13 protein-coding genes are annotated in these 16,550 nt (G+C 37.5%); 6 read left to right on the forward strand and 7 right to left on the reverse strand.

From position 1 onward, the window contains the following. Positions 1 to 155 precede the first annotated feature (155 nt). From A6E06_RS04160 to A6E06_RS04180, 5 genes are all read left to right on the forward strand, one after another. On the forward strand, positions 156 to 1,559 hold the full coding sequence (locus tag A6E06_RS04160) for a di-heme oxidoredictase family protein (RefSeq protein ID WP_065591772.1): 1,404 nt from the start codon (positions 156 to 158) through the stop codon (positions 1,557 to 1,559). Positions 1,560 to 1,569: 10 nt separating this feature from the next. Then, entirely contained in the window at positions 1,570 to 2,589 is a 1,020-nt protein-coding gene (locus A6E06_RS04165) for an imelysin family protein (protein WP_065591773.1), read from the forward strand. Beyond that, positions 2,579 to 3,682, forward strand: coding sequence for a DUF1513 domain-containing protein (locus A6E06_RS04170; RefSeq protein ID WP_065591774.1), 1,104 nt, complete (start codon positions 2,579 to 2,581; stop codon positions 3,680 to 3,682). Before A6E06_RS04165 ends, A6E06_RS04170 begins: the two co-directional genes overlap by 11 nt. 95 nt (positions 3,683 to 3,777) lie before the next feature. Further along, the gene (locus tag A6E06_RS04175; protein WP_065591775.1) at positions 3,778 to 4,431 is read left to right on the forward strand and encodes an MBL fold metallo-hydrolase; all 654 of its coding nucleotides are present in this window, start codon (positions 3,778 to 3,780) and stop codon (positions 4,429 to 4,431) included. Between the two features lie 204 nt (positions 4,432 to 4,635). Then, positions 4,636 to 5,013, forward strand: a complete 378-nt coding sequence (locus A6E06_RS04180) for a hypothetical protein (RefSeq protein WP_065591776.1) — start codon at positions 4,636 to 4,638, stop codon at positions 5,011 to 5,013. A gap of 75 nt (positions 5,014 to 5,088) precedes the next feature. Here the strand turns inward: A6E06_RS04180 and A6E06_RS04185 are convergent, their stop codons facing one another. Both A6E06_RS04185 and A6E06_RS04190 read right to left on the reverse strand, forming a co-directional pair. Continuing rightward, on the reverse strand, positions 5,089 to 6,006 hold the full coding sequence (locus tag A6E06_RS04185) for a DUF3943 domain-containing protein (protein ID WP_065591777.1): 918 nt from the start codon (positions 6,004 to 6,006) through the stop codon (positions 5,089 to 5,091). A gap of 181 nt (positions 6,007 to 6,187) precedes the next feature. Continuing rightward, positions 6,188 to 7,360, reverse strand: a complete 1,173-nt coding sequence (locus A6E06_RS04190; RefSeq protein ID WP_065591778.1) for an aromatic amino acid transport family protein — start codon at positions 7,358 to 7,360, stop codon at positions 6,188 to 6,190. A 238-nt stretch (positions 7,361 to 7,598) separates the two neighbouring features. On the opposite strand from A6E06_RS04190, the gene A6E06_RS04195 reads away from it, so the two are divergent. Further along, positions 7,599 to 8,834 (forward strand): CinA family nicotinamide mononucleotide deamidase-related protein, encoded by a 1,236-nt coding sequence (locus A6E06_RS04195; protein WP_065591779.1) that lies wholly within the window; start codon positions 7,599 to 7,601, stop codon positions 8,832 to 8,834. A gap of 47 nt (positions 8,835 to 8,881) precedes the next feature. Here A6E06_RS04195 and yfaE read toward each other — a convergent pair whose 3' ends face one another. The 5 genes from yfaE to ubiG form a co-directional block, all read right to left on the reverse strand. Continuing rightward, positions 8,882 to 9,160, reverse strand: coding sequence for a class I ribonucleotide reductase maintenance protein YfaE (yfaE, locus tag A6E06_RS04200; protein WP_065591780.1), 279 nt, complete (start codon positions 9,158 to 9,160; stop codon positions 8,882 to 8,884). 83 nt (positions 9,161 to 9,243) lie between these two features. After that, a complete protein-coding gene (locus tag A6E06_RS04205) occupies positions 9,244 to 11,316 on the reverse strand; it encodes a sensor domain-containing diguanylate cyclase (RefSeq protein WP_065591781.1) in 2,073 nt (690 codons plus the stop codon). A gap of 169 nt (positions 11,317 to 11,485) precedes the next feature. Continuing rightward, positions 11,486 to 12,619 carry a class Ia ribonucleoside-diphosphate reductase subunit beta gene (gene nrdB, locus A6E06_RS04210; RefSeq protein ID WP_065591782.1) on the reverse strand — a complete coding sequence of 378 codons (1,134 nt, stop codon included), beginning with the start codon at positions 12,617 to 12,619 and terminating at the stop codon, positions 11,486 to 11,488. Positions 12,620 to 12,785: 166 nt separating this feature from the next. Next, complete coding sequence (gene nrdA, locus A6E06_RS04215; protein WP_065591783.1) at positions 12,786 to 15,062, reverse strand: class 1a ribonucleoside-diphosphate reductase subunit alpha; 2,277 nt, start codon at positions 15,060 to 15,062, stop codon at positions 12,786 to 12,788. A 496-nt stretch (positions 15,063 to 15,558) separates the two neighbouring features. Beyond that, the gene (gene ubiG, locus A6E06_RS04220; protein WP_065591784.1) at positions 15,559 to 16,263 is read right to left on the reverse strand and encodes a bifunctional 2-polyprenyl-6-hydroxyphenol methylase/3-demethylubiquinol 3-O-methyltransferase UbiG; all 705 of its coding nucleotides are present in this window, start codon (positions 16,261 to 16,263) and stop codon (positions 15,559 to 15,561) included. Between the last annotated feature and the right edge of the window lie 287 nt (positions 16,264 to 16,550).

A 16,550-nucleotide genomic window follows, 5' to 3' on the forward strand; every position in this document is an offset into this window, starting at 1 on the left:
CAGTGAATCACTAGCTCAATCATTTTCTAATAAAGTGATTGAGCTCTTTTGTTTTTTAATATTGGGCTTATCGATATAAAAATAATTAAATTAATATTACCGATACTAGGTATATTGATAAGCGCGATAAAATGATAATCAGGACGTTCGATATCATGAAACCCGCAATACTTGGAGCAATAGCTTTACTATCAATTATCTCTTTCTCTGCTTCTTCATCTGATACTGCTTTTGTGGATATCGCCTCAGGTGGAAAAACCAGTGTTAAGAAGAATGGCCAAAATGCATTTTCTTTACCTGCCGCAAACTTACCAATGAGTAAGCGCCTCGATTTTAGTGTCGGAAATAGTTTTTTTCGTAATCCTTGGGTGCAAGCTCCGGCATCAACAGATGCGCGTGATGGTTTAGGACCGCTTTTTAATACGAATGGATGTCAAAGCTGTCACATTAAAGATGGGCGAGGTCACACACCTAAAGAGGGCGATACAAATGCGGTTTCTATGTTGGTGCGGTTAAGTATTCCCGCCTTAACCCCAGAGCAAAAAAGACGTGTTATTTTGGAAGGCGTGATCCCTGAACCTATGTATGGTGGTCAACTACAAGATTTTTCTTTACCAGGGATTGATCCTGAGGGTCAAATTAAGATCACTTATACCGCGCACCCTATAGCCCTTGCTGATGGTGACGTTGTCACATTAAGAAAGCCAAACTTATCGATAACTGATTTAGCTTATGGTGAGATGGCTGACAATGTCTTGTTATCTGCTCGTATTGCACCGCCAATGATTGGTTTAGGCTTATTAGAATCTATTCCTGAGCAAACTATTTTAGATTTTGCCACACAGCAAAAAGAAGAGAATAAAGGGATTTCTGGCAAGGCGAACCGTGTATGGAATGTTAATGCTGATGCATTGACATTGGGACGTTTCGGATGGAAAGCAGGACAGCCGACATTAATGCAGCAAAATGCGGCGGCGTTTAATGGTGATCTTGGTTTAACTAGCACGATGTTTCCTAAAGATGATTGCACTAAGGAACAGGCCATTTGTGACAAATTTCCTCACGGAGGGGTTCCTGAAGTGAGTGATAAAATCTTAGATTTTGTTGAGTTTTATTCACAGCACTTAGCGGTACCTATTCGTCGAAATACAAAAGATCCTCAAGTAATTAAAGGCCAAAAATTATTTAAAGATATCGGTTGTGAAAGTTGTCATAAAACGAATATCAAGACGGCAAAAATTGAAGAAAGACCGGCGTTATCAAATCAGATTATTAATCCTTATACCGATATGTTACTGCATGATATGGGGGCAGGCCTTGCTGATAATAGACCTGAGTTTTTAGCGAATGGTCAAGAGTGGAGAACAGCGCCGTTATGGGGATTAGGCTATATACAAGAAGTTAATGGTCATACTGAAATGCTGCATGATGGTAGAGCTCGAAATGCACTAGAAGCAATATTGTGGCACGGCGGTGAAGCACAACAAGCACGCGATAAAGTCGTTCAATTATCGACTCAAGATCGTACTGGGCTATTAGCATTTTTAGATTCGCTGTAAGGGAGTAGTCATGAAAACTATCTATTTATTATTGAGCTGCACGGTGTTACTTACTGCCTGTCAAAGTACTAATGAAGCGAATCAAGTTCCTAACTCCACCAATATGATTGACCATGTTTATTATATTGAACAACAATCAGCTCAACGCTTAGTTGGATCTAGTCAACGATTGGCTGAGAGTTTTGACGGGTATTGTGCAAATCAAACAACAAAAGAAACGGTTGTTATGCAGTGGCAACAAACCATGCAATCGTGGATGGCATTGCAAGGTCAAGAGAGAGGACCAGAAGCGGCGCTGAGCTTAAATTGGAATATTCAATTTTGGCCGGACAAGAAAAACACCACTGGGCGCAAAATGTCTCAACTGTTGAAAAAAGATCAAACGTGGAATAGTGAGTTGATCCAACAACAGAGTGTGACTACCCAAGGTTTAGGTGCGGTGGAGTGGTTATTATTTGATCCGGCATCGACGTTGCCAGCAGAAGAATCGTGTCAATTAGGTCAAGCTATTACTGAAAATTTGGCACTTAATACGAAAAAAATGGCTCAAGTATGGCAGATAAATCCATGGACACAGTTAGATGAAACCATGTGGTTAAATGAATACATCGCATTGCTTGCTAATCAACTTGATTACAGTATGAAGAAGCTTAGTCGTCCGTTGGCTAAAATAGGACAACCTCGTCCTTATTTTTCTGAGTCGTGGCGTTCAGAAACCTCGCTAACTTGGCTTAAATACAATGTAGAAGCGATGCAGCAACTATATATAGCGAATGGCTCAGGACTTAATCAGTATTTAAAAGATCAAGGCCACTCAGATTTAGCTGAAAGAATAGAAGACCATTTTAACTCTACGTTAGAGACATGGCCTGAATCGTCATCGCTATTTTCTGAGCTACAGACGAAATCTGGTTATCAAAACACCTTGGCTTTATACAATAAATTAGAGTATTTGAAGTATCTAATTCACGAAGAAGTTGCTATCGAATTAAATATTGCTATAGGGTTTAATGCAACCGATGGCGATTAATAATCAAAGACGAAAGCTATTGAAAGGCAGTTTTGGGGCGGTCGCATTATCTCCTTGGCTAACAGCGTGTTCGTCGGTCTCTAATCTAGATAAAAAAGCGGCTTTAATCTCTTGCTCCCGAACGGCTAATGGTCGTTTTGGCGCAGTGGTGGCTGACAGTGAAGGTTATCCAATCCATTCTATCCCTTTACCAGAAAGAGGGCATGGTGTTGCGATTACGCCGAATGGTGAGTTGGCAGTTGCCTTTGCGCGTCGTCCGGGTAATTACATGCAACTGTTTAATATAAAAACTGGTGTGAGCTATTCTATTACCCCATCAATGCCTAATCGATATTTTTATGGGCATGGGGTGTTCTCTTATGATGGCTTAACACTTTATACGACCGAGGGAGAGAAAGAGACTAGCCAAGGTGTGATTGGGGTTTATCAATTGCAAGGAACTCAATTAATAAAAATGAAAGAGTTCTCAGGGTTTGGTATTGGTCCACATGAGGTCATTCGTGTTGATGACACAACCTTAGCCATTGGTGTTGGTGGTGTTCATACTAAAGGCAGAGTCCCTGTTAATTTAGCATCAATGGAACCTGCCTTAGTTTACTTATCTACAGAAACAGGAGAGGTACTCGAATCGGTTGGTTTGCCTGATCATAAGTTGAGTATTCGCCATTTATCCTTAAGCGATGATGGCCGAGTGTTGTGTGGACAACAATATCGTGGAGAGCCAGAAGATGGAGCGCCACTGGTTGCCGTGCATCGACGCGGAGAACCCTTGGTTCAACTAAATGCAGATCCTGAAGAGTGGCTACGTTTTAATCATTACATTGCCAGTATTGCTGTTCTTGGGGATCATGTTGTAGCGACGTCACCGAGAGGCAATTGTTATGGCGTATGGAACTTAAAAACCAATCAATTAGTTGAGATAGCCACATTAGCGGATGCTTCTGGAGTGGTAGTTAATAGTAATGGTCGTGATTTACCTCAATGGCACATAAGTTCGGGCACTGGAAAAGTGATTAATAGAACGGAAAGAGGCGCGGTGACAAGCCACCAAACCAATGTAATGTGGGATAATCACTGGAGCCAAATATCATAGCGAACTAATCGTCGAAAATAGGTAAGGCATATCTGCATTCCCCTAAAATTATTGCCGTGGTATTCTTAGTGTAATTATTTTAGGAAGAGAAAATCATGAGTTTACAATATCAAATAATTCCAGTGACTTCTTATGAACAAAACTGTTCAATTGTATGGTGTGATGAAACAATGAAAGGCGTTGTCATTGATCCTGGTGGTGACGTTAGCCTATTGATGCAAGCGATTGAAGCGCTGAATGTAGATATCGTTAAGCTAGTATTAACTCATGGTCACTTAGATCATGTTGGTGGCACTGAACCTTTAGCTGCATTAACTGGCGCTCCAATCATTGGGCCTCATAAAGAGGATGATTTTTGGTTACAAAGCCTTCCAAACCAAAGTCAGCGTTTTGGTTTTCCGCATACAGATTCATTTGAACCGAATCAATGGCTAAATGAAGGTGATAGCGTTGAATTTGGCAATCAAGTATTGCATGTGCTGCATACGCCAGGTCATACACCAGGTCATGTTGTATTGTTTAACAAAGAAGCTCAAATGGCCTTTGTTGGTGATGTATTGTTTAAAGGCGCTATTGGTCGTTCTGATTTCCCAAGAGGCGATTACGAGACTCTTATTTCCTCAATCAAAACAAAACTGTGGCCTTTAGGTAATGATATGAAATTTGTACCAGGTCATGGTCCTGAATCTACATTTGGTTATGAACGTAAAACAAACCCGTTTGTTGCGGATGAAATGCCATTTTGGTAAGAAATTTGGCAAAAGTGCCGTACTTTTCGCCATACAGTGTCACCATCCCTATAAATATAGCGCGTTTTTTGGTATAAAACGCGCTTCGCCAATTCCAATACAACTATTTGAGTTTCACTTTAGGAATTGACATCTTTTTTCCGCTATCGTTTTTTTGTATATAACGCTTAAAAACAAGGTATAGCGCAACGGAGTTTACGTTTCATGAAAATTGCTCACAAACGCAAAGTACAGTCTAAGCTGCATAAACGCATTAAAGCAACAGCACCAAAAACTGAAGTGAAAAAAGCAGCTAAGCCTGCAAAAGTAGCTAAACCAGTTGAGAAAAAAGTGGAAGTAGCAGTCGTTGCAGCAGCACCTAAAGCAACAGATATCGCTCTAACACCAAAACAACAGACTGTATTTGATATTGTTTGCCAGAGTGCTGAAGGCATCAATTCAAAAGAAATTGGTGTAGCCGCAGGTCAAGAAGAAGCAAAAGCAGCAGCATGGGCAACAGGTGGTTTGAAAAAGCTAGTTGAAGAAAACCTTGTTGTGCGCGAGCAACTTACGGGTAATAAAGTGATTTACAAAGCAGCTTAATGTTTTAGTAACTTTCTTTAAGACACAAAAAAGCCGAGACTCTCTCGGCTTTTTTGTGTCTGTAATTTAGTGTTTTTAGAATTTCAATTTAAATTCAAGACCCACAAATTGGTCGGTGTAAGGCATTCCAGCATCATAAGCAAATTGAGCGGCATCACCATTACTAAACCAAGCGTTGTATGCTAAATTTACTTCAGTGTCGCCACCCCACGCGTCAGTTACCCAATAATGAATGTGACCAACAGGGTTTAAGAAGAATAAGCTGAAGCTACCAAGAGCCTCTGAACCCATTACTTCACCGCCATTATCTGTAATGCTTAATTCTTGTTGCAGCATTAACTCACCAACAACCGCACCAAAGAAAGGCGTGACGAATAAATCTTGTATTGATGGAACTTCGGCAAATGCTTCTACACCATACTCCCAGAAGAAAGTAGACATAGTGGTTGAATATAAGAAAGATTCAAATTCATTAAAGCCAGCGTGACGAGCAGCAGTATAGTAAACACCACCAAAGTAAGGGTGCATTACATAGTTTAAGAAATGCTCATCTTTATCCCATACAGGGCCTGCACTGACGTTATCTTTCCATTTACTGCCTAGACCTTTAAGGCTCGAATCTTCAGAATCCCATTTAGTAATGCTTTCTGGTAAAAAAGTCATTAAACCCACAGTAGCAACACTTAGCCCAAGAATCGTATAAGACTGCTCTAATAGGTAATCCCAATCTCGTTCATCAGAGACTCGTAAATAATGAGGTAGGTTTGCATCTGCAGAAAACATATCAGCTTCAGCTACTTTTGATGGGGTTGTATCGCCATCTAGTCGCATTGGAGACAAATTAAAAGAAGACGTTGCGCAATAGCTAGAGTAAATGTTTGTAGAACAGTCACTTTTATATTCCATATCATAAGCGCTATTAGTATTTAGTGCGTAAGCGGGCGTTGACGCTGCACATCCTAAAAGCAAACTGGCTATTGCTTGTTTTTTCACAAAAAGTCCTTAATCAATTAAATACTGAGCTAGATCACAATTATCTACTATTAAGCGAGAATTGCAAAACATAAAAGCAAAAAAAAGCCTATCTAATCTCTTTTGAACGAGCTAAATAGGCATTTAATACAGAGGTTTATGATATGTGGAATTAGTTCAGTTTTTTATAATATAAGAGTATTTATAGTGAAGAAAAAAGCTGACTTCCAATAATAACAACACCAAAAATCAGAACGATTAATAGAGCTAAATTACCACCGATAACTTTATATTCTGACTCTTTGTGGGTCTTACGAGCAGATACAACAAGTGCAACTGGTAGAAATAAAGCTAAAATTACAAGAGCAATAGCGGCATAACCGAGCGCGGTAATAAAACCTTGTGGGTAAAAAAGAGCAAACATCAGTGGTGGGGTGTAAGTTAATAAGGCTGTCATTAACGAAGATTGTTGCCATTTTTTGGATGAATCACGTAAAAACTCAAACAGGCCTAAACTTACACCAATAAAGGATGTTAATAGCGCTAAATCTGCAAATAATGATAAAGCAAGTTGAATAAATTGATGATCAATCGACTGTTGTATCGTGGTGATAAATTGATTTAATCCGTTAATTTGTTCAAATTCGACTTGAGATAATTGGCCTAGTGTAATGCCTTGCCAAAATAAGTAGATAATCAAAGGAAGCGATGATCCAACAAGTAAACTGGTTTTTATTTTTTTGATATCTAAATCAAGGTAATTAACAATTGCTGGAATACTGCCATGAAAACCAAAAGAGGTAAAAATCACAGGCAGAGCTGTAACAAATACACCTTGATGTACAGGAAGAGACAGTAAGTATTCGCCAGTAATATTAGGTGTTAAGAAAAATAAAATAGCGACCAGCATGATCAGCTTTAACGTAAATAAACCACGGTTAATAAAATCAACCGTTTTAGTGCCTAAGGTAATAACAATGGCAACGATCACCGTAAAAAGAACGGTAGAACCTGTTTTTGATAATTCAAAAGGTGAAATGGTATTAATTTTTGAATGAAATTGTTCACTGCCACCAGCGATGTAAGCCGCACATAGGGCATAAAAAAGAAATAGCATTGAAAAGGTAGCGATTCGTTGCCCATTTTTACCAAGAAACTGGAGTGCAAGGCTATGTAATGTCGCACTTCGTTGTCCATATTGATGGACTTCTAGCATCAATAAACTGGTGTAACTCATGATCGCCCAAATGCCAATCATAAGGAGACTTGCTGTAAAGAAACCTAAACTAGCAGAGACTAAAGGCAAAGCTAACATGCCTGCACCAATAGTTGTTCCTGCGATAATGAGAGAACTTCCGAGAACTTTTGTCTTCATTTATACATCTTCTATATTAAATCAGTTCAAACTGAGTGCTTTTTCAATGTTGTTAATGTACGCCGTATCGAATTCAAATTCAATTGTTTGTATAATTTAAATTACACTTTATGTAAATAAAAGATTACAGCGGTCGGTAGTTAGAATATTCACTATAATTGAAAGTAAGATAGGTTTTTTAAATCACTTAATGTGATAAATTAGACATAACTATAGAGATATCAAAGAGGAAGGGTGCATGTTGCAAGTTGCGATGATTAGCACAGGTGAAGAAGTCCTACATGGGGATATTGTTGATACTAATGCTGCATGGATGTCTCAACTGTTTTACCAGCATGGCTTCAAGCTATCGAATCGTTCAACTGTGGGCGATGATATTGAATCATTAGTTGCTGAAATTCAGCATCAGTCTAAAAATGCTTCTGTTGTTATTGTTAATGGTGGATTAGGGCCAACGTCTGATGATATTTCAGGGGAAGCGGCTGCAAAAGTATTAAATACTTCTTTGGTAATGTCTCAGTATTGGCTAGAACGAATGCAAGCTCGGTATTTAGAGCAAGGCAAAGAGATGCCACGTAGTAATATCAAACAAGCAATGCTTCCTGATGGAGCTCAACTTATAGATAACCCAGTTGGAACGGCTTGTGGTTTCTTTATCGAAGTGAATAAATCGATTGTTATCTTCACTCCGGGTGTCCCTTCTGAATTTAAAGTCATGGTTGAACATCAAATTCTACCTCGCATGAAACAATGGCATCCTATGGTAGAAACCTCCGAGTGTAGCCGTTTATTTACTTTTGGTTTATCTGAATCTGGAATTCAAGATAAATTGCAGCAAATCCGGTTACCTTCTGGGTTTGAGATTGGATATCGTTCTTCTTTACCTTTTATAGAAGTTAAGTTATTCGGTCCTGCCAATCATGACGGTCGTTTTCCTGTTTTAGAAAGAATGTATCATTTACTTGGTGATAATGTGGTTAGTGTTGATGAATCAATGCTTCCTAACGTTGGTGCCTTATTAAGTGAGTTTACGTTAAATCTAACAGTAGCAGAGCAAGCAACTGGTGGGTGGTTGACGAGTTGGTTACAAGAAGATGAGCAAATCCGAGCCAATATGAAACAAGGTTGGATCTTATCATCAGTTGTTGACCAACAGATGGCAGGGCAAGATCCTTTAGCCGCAGCTCTGGCATTAGCCGCTGCAACTCGTGAAAGAACTCAAACAGCGATTGGTTTATCATCAGGACCAATGATTCAAGGCAAAGTAGCAGTTGCATTGTCTACACCCTACGGAGAGTGGGGGCAATTGGTTAGCTTAAAACGTAACTACAGCTATAATGAAATGCGTTCAATAATATCCACACTTATGCTTGATATGCTACGTCGATGCTTAGAGAAGAAACCGATGTTTGGCCATTATGAATCGTTAAGCAGGGAATCTGAAATTTATGTTCCTCAAAGTGCTTTGCGATAAACATAGGTTTAATTAAAAATAGATAAGACGGCCAATAGGGCCGTTTTTTATGCTTTTTTTTCGGAAAATTGAAAATTAACACCTTCGATGACAAGATCGCTTTCTACCTTACATACGCAAGGTAAGATTTCATTTGGTGCTAAAAATGCTAAAGGGAATGATAGGTAACTGATTTCACCAGACACTAATGTACAGCGACATGTCCCGCAGTCACCATTGCGACAATGGGATTCAATGATCATCCCTTTATCTTCCATTATTTCTAGCAAGGACAAATTAGGTTTATTATCTAATGTGATGACTTTATTGATGCGTATTTTTGTCATGTTATATAAAGTGACTCTGCTAAAATAGATTGGTGAGAGTAGTATAATACAACTAAAAAATAGAGACAGTAATATGAAATGTATTAGACAACGCTTTCTATTTGATAACTTTCATAATAACAATTTCTGCCATTTCTTTTCGCTTCATAAAGAGCTTTGTCGGCTTGTTCAACTAATTGATTAAGAGTCAGCGAACCTAAAGGATCGACAGCATAGCTTATTCCGATGGATACAGATATATAATCAGAGCAACGTGAGTTCTTATGAGGAATGTACAAATATTCAATCTCATTTAGTAAGCATTTTATTTTATTGTGTATTTTATCTTGATTGTTCTTGGTAATTAAAATAAAAAACTCATCCCCACCATAGCGATGAACTTGTGTCTGTAAACCGTGAAAATGTTTTTTAATTAAGTTGCTTACTTTTATTAATACTTCGTCTCCGGCTATATGGCCATAAGTATCGTTATATTCTTTGTAATGATCGATATCAAGCATGATCCCCGTATAATGTTGAGTCGATTGTCGTTTGAATTGATTAAAGTGTGATTCAAGAGAGTTACGATTCCAAAGTTGGGTTAAATGATCGGTCTGCGACAAGTGGAGTAGCTGTTGTCGGTTGTGCTGGTTCTCTAGTGCAATTGAAATATAGTTAATTAATTGAATAAATAATTCAAAATGAAACGCTTGGTATTGATAGCTCTCTTTTGCTTGTACAGTAAAGCAAGCTTGTACTTCTCCATTAAACTTAATTGGAGAAAACATGACAGATTTACAAGTCACTCGTTTATCACAATTCTCTCCTAGCATCACCACTTTTCTCTCTGAATTCATATGATTAAAGTAAAAAGAAGAGTCACTTTTTATACAATAGCTCATATAAGTGGCCTCATTTTTACAATGACTTATCCATGGCTGTGTAACGGGTTGTTTATCATCGGAACAATGAATAGTAATATTATCTTGTTCTTTATTATAAAAGCCCAGCGCTAATGTATCTATGTGGAATAAAGTTGAAAGATCATTGTGAATCGTAGGCAAAACACTTTGAATATCAGTGCTATGATTAATATATTGACCAATTTTATTAATCAAAGCTAAATTATCAGATAATGATTTGACAGTACTAAGTTCAAGTTTAGCTGTATTAAGACGGTAAAGTTGTTGCAGATAATCACTTTCTCTTTTAAGTAATTCTCTTCTAGAATTAAGTAGAGAAGAGGTCAATGTTTGATAATGTTTTTCTCTAATTTCTATTTCTTTAATGTCTTTAATTCTAAGTAAAATAATGTCATTAAAGCCATCAATTAACTTATCGCTTTCGATTGCTTTAGCTATATTTAACCCTTGCTTGATATATTGATCAAGAGTTGAGTATTTGTCGTGACTAGTTAAAAAATGACAGTACTCTAAGATCATTTCAGCATAATAATAATCGTGTTGGCTTACCTTCATTTTTTCAATAGAAAGCAAATGGTATCTTTCCGCTGCGTCTGTTTGTTCTAATCCATTTGCGATTTCTGCTTTGATTTTATAGTAAAAACCTAAAAATCGAGGTTCATTTTGGATGTGTTGAAAAAGAGAGTCTAGCAGGGCTTGAGATTCAGTAAAACGGCATTGTTTTGCTTTAATTTCAGCGATATTAAATATTGGTAAAGCAATTGATGATTTTGAACCATATTGCTCTAGTCGTTTCTTTGCGTCATAGAGGTAAGTCAGAGCTTCGTTGAAATTGCCAATTTGGCGGAAAATATCACCAATATTGTTTTTAATTAGCCCTGTTATATAACTATCACAAAATTGCTGTGATTTTTCTGCCTTTGTTAAAAATTTATGGGCATAAAAATAGTTACCAAGCTTCCCGTAAAGTGTACCAATATTATAATTACAGAAACAGATTAAAAACTCTTGTTTATTTTGTTGGGCAAAAGTAACGGCATCAAAAAATAAAGCAATAGATTCGATGAGTCTTCCTGAACAAGAAAGAAGGTAAGCTTGAAATATATAGTCAAATTGTGGTGGAATGATTTGTTTTTGTTTCAGTGCTTCGACTGTAATTGTATTCAGATGAAATTGAACCTGCTCCTTGGATGAAGCTGAGGGTAACTGGCGAACTTGTTCCAGTAAATAATCATTCCATTGATTCTTAGCCATAATTTACTTTTATAATTATTGTTTTATTACAAGAAATTATTGCATATATAGATGATTATATGAAGTGATGTCTCATTTTAGTGCTATTAATAAGTTCAATTTGTGGATGATGTCATAAATTGCAGATATAAAAAAACCGAGCAGCTAGGCTCGGTTTTTTTAGATAAACTTAAAGCTCAAAATCGCCTAAATCATCAGCATCCATGTCGTTGTCAATTTGCCCAACAAGGTATGAACTAATCTCAGTCTCTTGAGGTGCAACCTGAACATTATCAGAACTCAGCCAAGAGTTAATCCATGGGATCGGATTCTGAGTTGCGCCGTCGTATGCACTGTTAAGACCAACGGCTTTCATACGTAGATTAGTAATGTATTCTACGTATTGGCAAAGAATGTCTTTGTTTAGACCGATCATTGAACCGTCTTTAAATAGGTAGTTAGCCCATTCTTTTTCTTGCTCAGCTGCGGCTTTAAATAAGTCGAAACAGTCTTGTTCACATTCTGCTGCTATTTCTATAAATTCAGGGTCATCTTGACCAGTACGAAGTAGATTTACCATATGCTGAGTACTGGTTAGATGAAGGGCTTCATCACGAGCAATCAGTTTGATGATTTTTGCATTTCCTTCCATTAATTTGCGTTCTGCAAAAGCAAAAGAACAAGCAAAACTCACGTAGAAACGAATGGCTTCTAGTGCATTTACAGACATTAAACAAAGGTAAAGTTTTTTCTTTAGTTCGCGTTTTGAAACGATAACTTCTTCATCGTTAATAGTATGCGTACCTTCACCTAAACGATGGTAATCATTGGTCGCCTGGATCAAGTTATCGTAATAGTGCGCAATGTCTTTAGCGCGTTTTAGGATCTCTTCATTCTCAACAATATCATCAAAAATAATTGATGGGTTATTGACGATGTTACGAACAATATGTGTGTATGAACGTGAGTGGATAGTCTCAGAGAAAGACCATGTTTCAATCCACGTTTCTAGTTCAGGTAGAGAGACTAAAGGAAGTAGGGCAACATTTGGGCTACGGCCTTGAATTGAATCTAGTAGCGTTTGGTACTTTAAATTACTGATAAAGATGTGCTGCTCATGCTCTGGTAAGTTATTGTAATCAATGCGATCACCAGAAACATCAACTTCTTCAGGGCGCCAAAAAAAAGACAGCTGTTTCTCGATAAGTTTTTCAAAGATCTGAAACTTTTGTTGATCATAACGAGCAACGTTTACTGAGTTACCTAAGAACATTGGTTCTTTCAATTGATCATTTTTTTCTTGTCGAAAAGTACTGTACGCCATGGAAACCTCAATATTATCAAGCCAAAGGAAGAGAGTGGCTTTATTCTAATCAAATAATTATACCAATAAATACTTGTTAGAAGCATGTGTTGGTATAACTATATGAAAATAAGCTAAAAAATAAATAGCCCGCTAAAAGTAGCGGGCTGAATTTTAAAGTGAAACGTTAGATCTTACAACCGCCGCCTGCACAATCGTCATCTTGTCCTAGATCACCTTGTGAATCGCTAGCACCATCACGAGTGTTATGGTAATAAAGTGTTTTAAGACCTAGCTTATAAGCGGTCAATAAATCTTTTAGCAATAGCTTCATTGGCACTTTGCCATTTGGCTGAATGTTAGGATCGTAGTTTGTGTTTGCTGAAATTGCTTGGTCAACAAATTTTTGCATGATACCTACCAGTTGAAGGTAACCATCGTTTGAACCGATATTCCAAAGTAACTCATAGTTGTCTTTTAGATTAACGTAATCAGGAACAACTTGCTTTAATATACCATCTTTAGATGCTTTTACTGATACAAAGCCACGTGGTGGCTCAATGCCATTCGTTGCATTTGAGATTTGTGAAGAGGTTTCTGACGGCATCAATGCAGATAACGTTGAGTTACGTAAACCGTGAGTTTTAATGTCTGAACGTAATTCTTCCCAATCTAAATGTAATTCTTCACTACATATATTATCGATGTCTTTTTTGTAAGAATCGATAGGTAAGATACCTTGAGCATAAGTAGTTTCATTGAAAGCAGGGCAAGCGCCTTGTTCTTTCGCTAAATTTACAGATGCTTTTAGAAGATAGAATTGAATTGCTTCAAACGTTTTATGTGTTAATCCGTTCGCGCTGCCATCAGAGTACTTAACGCCATTTTTCGCTAAGTAATAAGCATAGTTAATAACACCTACACCTAACGTACGACGGTTCATTGTTGATTTGTAAGCCGCTGGTAATGGGTAGTCTTGGTAATCAAGTAGCGCATCAAGCGCACGTACCGCTAATTCTGCTAATTCTTCAAGCTCTTCTAATTTCTCTATCGCACCTAGGTTAAATGCAGACAGAGTACATAATGCAATTTCACCTTCTTCGTCATTAACGTGTGTTAATGGCTTAGTTGGAAGAGCGATTTCTAAACATAAGTTAGATTGGCGAATTGGAGCAACACTTGGGTCGAATGGGCTGTGTGTATTACAGTGATCGACGTTTTGAATATAGATACGACCTGTTGAAGCTCGCTCTTGCATTAGTAACGAGAACAGCTCAATCGCTTTGATTGTTTCACGCTTAATTGATGTATCTTGTTCGTATTTAAGATACAGACGCTCGAACTCGACTTGATCAGCAAAGAAAGCTTCGTACATGCCAGGAACATCAGAAGGTGAAAATAAGCTGATGTGCTCCCCTTTAATTAGGCGAGTATACATAAGCTTGTTAATTTGAACGCCGTAGTCCATATGACGAACACGGTTTTCTTCAACACCACGGTTATTTTTAAGAACCAATAATGATTCTACTTCACGGTGCCAAATAGGGTAGAACAAGGTTGCTGCGCCGCCACGAACACCGCCTTGAGAACAACATTTTACCGCTGTTTGGAAGTATTTGTAGAATGGGATACAACCGGTATGGAATGCTTCACCGTCACGGATTTCAGAACCAAGTGCACGGATACGACCAGCATTGATACCAATACCTGCACGTTGTGATACATAACGTACAATAGAGCCAGCAGTTGCATTAATTGAATCTAGGCTGTCATCACACTCAATCAGAACACATGAGCTAAATTGACGTGTTGGCGTACGAACACCAGACATGATCGGTGTTGGTAATGAAATCTTGAATGTAGAGGTTGCGTTGTAGAAACGCTGAATATAATCCAGACGAGTCTCTTTTGGATATTTTGCAAACAAACATGCAGCAACAAGGATATAAAGGAATTGTGCACTTTCGTAGATCGCGCCCGTTACACGGTTCTGAACGAAATATTTACCTTCAAGTTGTTTAACTGCAGCGTATGAAAAATCCATATCACGATTATGATCGATCATTTGATCCATCAAGTCGAATTCTGCTTCTGAGTAATCTTCAGTAATATGTTTATCATATTTACCTAATTCGATTAGCTTACTAACGTGATTAAACAGTGTTGGTGGCTCAAATTGGCCATACGCTTTTTTACGAAGGTGGAAAACTGACAAACGAGCCGCAAGGTATTGGTAATCTGGCGTTTCTTCAGAAATAAGATCGGCCGCTGCTTTGATAATGGTTTCATGAATATCAGATGTCTTCATGCCATCATAAAATTGGATGTGAGACTTCATTTCAACTTGAGACACTGAAACGTTATCTAGATCTTCTGCAGCCCAGGTGATCACTTTATGGATCTTATCCAGATTGATCTTTTCTGTGGTGCCATTTCGCTTAGTAACGGTAAGCTGTTGGGTCATTTGCTACTTTTCCTTAGGATGAAGAACGAAAGATGTAATATTTGTAATTTTCGTTATTAATTTGTGATCAAGCTCATTGCGTTGAATTTTGAAGTAAACACAACATATAGGGCTTAATAAGTAATTAGCTACAAGATAATGATAAATTGACAGGTAATCAAGTCTGAAAATAAGATAGCCCTGTGGATAACCTCTGAATTAAAAAAAACAGTAAGTAGGCACTAACCGAGTTAGATTAGGTATATCAAGAGATCAGAAATAACGTATTTCGTAATGGGTGAGAAGTAGGCAGTAAAAAAAATATTTTCCTTGATTTTTGTGGTTTAGAAGGATCTTCTATTATCAAAAAAAAATGCTGTTTTGTTGTTCTAATTTGGAGATTAATGGAGCTTTAGTAAACAAGATGATAATTGAAATATTTACACAAAACATCACTCTTTATTTGTATTAAGAACACAGATAAAGAGTGATAAATGTGATAGGCAGGTGATGAAACTTACAAAGTGGTATGAACGATATAATTTACATCAACATTTTTGCCTAATGAATAGACATCTGTTAATGGATTGTAATGTAAGCCTGTAATGCCTTGTTCTTGTAATGCGGTTTGGTCTAGCATCTTTAATAATTCAGAAGGGCGAATAAATTTGTCGTGGTCATGTGTGCCTTTAGGTACCAGTTTAAGAAGTTGCTCTGCACCAACAATGGCAAATAAGTAAGATTTAATATTACGATTCAATGTAGAGAAAAATACATGGCCACCAGGTTTTACCATCTTTGCACATGAACGAATAACAGAAAGAGGGTCGGGAACGTGCTCAAGCATTTCCATACAAGTAATTACATCGTAGGTTTCAGGATTTTCTTCTGCGTGTTGTTCTGCCGTCGATTGTATATATTCTAGTTCTGTACCGGTTTCTAATGCATGAAGGCGAGCGACGGTAAGGGGTTCTTTACCCATATCTAATCCGATAACATCAGCACCTTGATTTGCCATGCTCTCAGCTAGAATGCCACCACCACAGCCCACATCTAATACCTTTTTACCAAATAAGCCATTGGCATTGTTTAATACATAGTTCAGACGTAATGGGTTAATTTGGTGTAGTGGTTTAAATTCACCTTCAAGATCCCACCAACGAGAGGCCATATCTTCAAATTTTTTGATTTCTGCTGGATCGACATTTAACTGCTGAGTCATAATTCACATTCCTTTTTTATCTTCCTTTTATTATATACAAAAAAAATAAGAAAGAGAGCCTTTAAAATGATGCTTTTTTCATCAATTTATTCAGGCTTTTCAAGAATATGATAGATTGACTTGTGACTTGCTCCTGATTTCGTAGGATTCTTAAGCTTAAGAGTGATTTTGCGAATTAAAACGATGCGAAATAGAAGCGTTGTGTGCTATATTTTGTAATCTTGCACGTTTATCAGTATCAATTACTTTATCTTTATAGATAGTATGATTGATAAAGTAATTGATAT

Origin of the sequence: Aliivibrio sp. 1S175 (assembly GCF_001690985.1) — a bacterium.
Taxonomy (GTDB): domain Bacteria; phylum Pseudomonadota; class Gammaproteobacteria; order Enterobacterales; family Vibrionaceae; genus Aliivibrio.

What these genes read in the sequence shown, in the direction of transcription:
- A6E06_RS04190 (WP_065591778.1), bottom strand. Translation starts at nt 7,360, where the DNA reads ATGAAGACAAAAGTTCTCGGAAGTTCTCTCATTATCGCAGGAACAACT.
- A6E06_RS04175 (WP_065591775.1), top strand. Translation starts at nt 3,778, where the DNA reads ATGAGTTTACAATATCAAATAATTCCAGTGACTTCTTATGAACAAAAC.
- A6E06_RS04160 (WP_065591772.1), top strand. Translation starts at nt 156, where the DNA reads ATGAAACCCGCAATACTTGGAGCAATAGCTTTACTATCAATTATCTCT.
- A6E06_RS04170 (WP_065591774.1), top strand. Translation starts at nt 2,579, where the DNA reads ATGGCGATTAATAATCAAAGACGAAAGCTATTGAAAGGCAGTTTTGGG.
- A6E06_RS04180 (WP_065591776.1), top strand. Translation starts at nt 4,636, where the DNA reads ATGAAAATTGCTCACAAACGCAAAGTACAGTCTAAGCTGCATAAACGC.
- nrdA (WP_065591783.1), bottom strand. Translation starts at nt 15,062, where the DNA reads ATGACCCAACAGCTTACCGTTACTAAGCGAAATGGCACCACAGAAAAG.
- A6E06_RS04205 (WP_065591781.1), bottom strand. Translation starts at nt 11,316, where the DNA reads ATGGCTAAGAATCAATGGAATGATTATTTACTGGAACAAGTTCGCCAG.
- yfaE (WP_065591780.1), bottom strand. Translation starts at nt 9,160, where the DNA reads ATGACAAAAATACGCATCAATAAAGTCATCACATTAGATAATAAACCT.
- A6E06_RS04195 (WP_065591779.1), top strand. Translation starts at nt 7,599, where the DNA reads ATGTTGCAAGTTGCGATGATTAGCACAGGTGAAGAAGTCCTACATGGG.
- nrdB (WP_065591782.1), bottom strand. Translation starts at nt 12,619, where the DNA reads ATGGCGTACAGTACTTTTCGACAAGAAAAAAATGATCAATTGAAAGAA.
- ubiG (WP_065591784.1), bottom strand. Translation starts at nt 16,263, where the DNA reads ATGACTCAGCAGTTAAATGTCGATCCAGCAGAAATCAAAAAATTTGAA.
- A6E06_RS04165 (WP_065591773.1), top strand. Translation starts at nt 1,570, where the DNA reads ATGAAAACTATCTATTTATTATTGAGCTGCACGGTGTTACTTACTGCC.